The organism is Clostridium sardiniense (assembly GCF_016907995.1).
Classification (GTDB): Bacteria; Bacillota; Clostridia; order Clostridiales; family Clostridiaceae; genus Clostridium; species Clostridium sardiniense.
Map to the genome: position 1 here is coordinate 1 of NZ_JAFBDA010000050.1, position 2,599 is coordinate 2,599.

The 2,599-nt window shown below is 46.7% G+C and carries 2 tRNA genes and 2 rRNA genes; all 4 read right to left on the reverse strand.

Features of this window, described 5'->3' with window-relative positions:
• Window positions 1-1,575, reverse strand: a 23S ribosomal RNA gene (locus JOC62_RS19025); the annotation flags it as partial.
• 125 nt (window positions 1,576-1,700) lie between these two features.
• A tRNA-Ile gene (locus JOC62_RS19030) sits at window positions 1,701-1,777 on the reverse strand.
• A 5-nt stretch (window positions 1,778-1,782) separates the two neighbouring features.
• Window positions 1,783-1,858: transfer RNA gene (locus JOC62_RS19035), tRNA-Ala, on the reverse strand.
• 131 nt (window positions 1,859-1,989) lie between these two features.
• Window positions 1,990-2,599: ribosomal RNA gene (locus tag JOC62_RS19040) — 16S ribosomal RNA — on the reverse strand; the annotation flags it as partial.

Below are 2,599 nucleotides of genomic sequence, written 5' to 3' on the forward strand. Positions count from 1 at the left end.
GAACCTTCCCCATCACGCCTCAGGATTGTTAAAGCGGATTTGCCTACCTTAACTCCCTAAACGCTTAGACTAGCATCCAATAGCTAGCACATCCTATCCTTCTCCGTCACACCATCGATAATAACGATAATAGTGGTATCGGAATATCAACCGATTGTCCATCACCTACGCCTTTCGGCCTCGGCTTAGGTCCCGACTAACCCTCAGCGGACGAACCTTCCTGAGGAAACCTTAGATTTTCGGCCTGTGGGATTCTCACCCACATCTCGCTACTGATGCCAACATTCTCACTTGTAATCAGTCCACCGCTCCTTACGGTACGACTTCAGCCCGATTACAACGCTCCTCTACCGCTCACACTAATGTGTGAACCCGTAGCTTCGGTGGTAAGTTTAGCCCCGTTACATTTTCGGCGCAGGATCTCTCGACTAGTGAGCTATTACGCACTCTTTCAATGAGTGGCTGCTTCTAAGCCAACATCCTAGTTGTCTTAGAAATCCCACATCCTTTCCCACTTAACTTACACTTTGGGACCTTAGCTGACGATCTGGGCTGTTTCCCTTTTGACCACGGATCTTATCATTCGTAGTCTGACTGCCGAATTAAAAGTATGTGGCATTCGGAGTTTGATAAGGTTCGGTAAGCGCTATGCCCCCTAGCCCATTCAGTGCTCTACCTCCACTACTCATATCATTCGACGCTAGCCCTAAAGCTATTTCGAGGAGAACCAGCTATCTCCGAGTTCGATTGGAATTTCTCCGCTATCCACAGCTCATCCCATGCTTTTTCAACAGCAACGTGGTTCGGTCCTCCACGAGGTTTTACCCTCGCTTCAACCTGGCCATGGATAGGTCACCCGGTTTCGGGTCTACAGCATGCAACTAGTCGCCCTATTAAGACTTGGTTTCCCTTCGGCTCCGTACCTTAAGTACTTAACCTTGCTACATACCGTAACTCGTTGGCTCGTTCTACAAAAAGCACATCATCACCCTCATAAGGGGCTTTGATCGGTTGTAGGCATACGGTTTCAGGTTCTATTTCACTCCCCTCCCGGGGTTCTTTTCACCTTTCCCTCACGGTACTGCTTCACTATCGGTCATCAGGTAGTATTTAGCCTTGGGAGGTGGTCCTCCCTGCTTCCCACAAGGTTTCACGTGTCTCGTGGTACTCTGGATCAGAACTTAGTAATTATCAATTTCATCTACGAGACTATTACTCTCTACGGTCCAACTTTCCAGTTGTGTTCGATTATCAATAACTTCCTCTTAATGTTCTGTCCGCAACCCCAAAGATAAATCTTTGGTTTGGGCTCATTCCTTTTCGCTCGCCGCTACTAAGAAAATCGATTTTTCTTTCTCTTCCTCTAGGTACTTAGATGTTTCAGTTCCCTAGGTTACCTTCATATAGCTATGTATTCACTATACGATACATGGGGTTAACCCATGTGAGTTTCCTCATTCGGAAATCTTCGGATCTCTGGCTATGTGCGCCTACCCGAAGCTTATCGCAGCTTATCACGTCCTTCATCGGCTCCTGATGCCAAGGCATTCACCATACGCCCTTTGTAGCTTGACCTATTTAGTCAATTTTTCAAAATCATCACAATTTTGGTTCTCACAAAGAATAGTATTTAATAAATACTTTATTTCTTGGCTTGTTGTATCAACAATTTATATTCATGTGCAATTTTCAAAGAACATTGGTGGGTCTAAGTGGACTCGAACCACCGACCTCACGCTTATCAGGCGTGCGCTCTAACCAGCTGAGCTATAGACCCATATGTGGTGGAGATAAAGAGATTCGAACTCTTGACCCCCTGCGTGCAAGGCAGGTGCTCTCCCAACTGAGCTATACCCCCACATAATTAAGAGATTTGCATCTCTCAAAACTGAACAGAAACCATTTAAAAACCTTCTTTTCGGTAAGAAATCCGAATTTCGAATTTTTTAATATACCAGTTAATCATCTTGTTAACTGAATTCTCCATAGAAAGGAGGTGATCCAGCCGCAGGTTCTCCTACGGCTACCTTGTTACGACTTCACCCCAATCGCTGACCCTACCTTAGGTCGCTGCCTCCTTACGGTTAGCTCACGAACTTTGGGTATTGCCAACTCTCATGGTGTGACGGGCGGTGTGTACAAGGCCCGGGAACGTATTCACCGCGACATGCTGATTCGCGATTACTAGTAACTCCAGCTTCATGTAGGCGAGTTTCAGCCTACAATCCGAACTGAGACAAGTTTTGAAGTTTAGCTCCACCTCACGGTATTGCATCTCTCTGTACTTGCCATTGTAGCACGTGTGTAGCCCTAGACATAAGGGGCATGATGATTTGACGTCATCCCCACCTTCCTCCCGGTTAACCCGGGCAGTCTCGCTAGAGTGCTCAACTTAATGGTAGCAACTAACAATAGGGGTTGCGCTCGTTGCGGGACTTAACCCAACATCTCACGACACGAGCTGACGACAACCATGCACCACCTGTCATTCTGTTCCCGAAGGAACTTCCCCGATTAAGGGTAATGCAGAAGATGTCAAGTCTAGGTAAGGTTCTTCGCGTTGCTTCGAATTAAACCACATGCTCCGCTACTTGTGCGG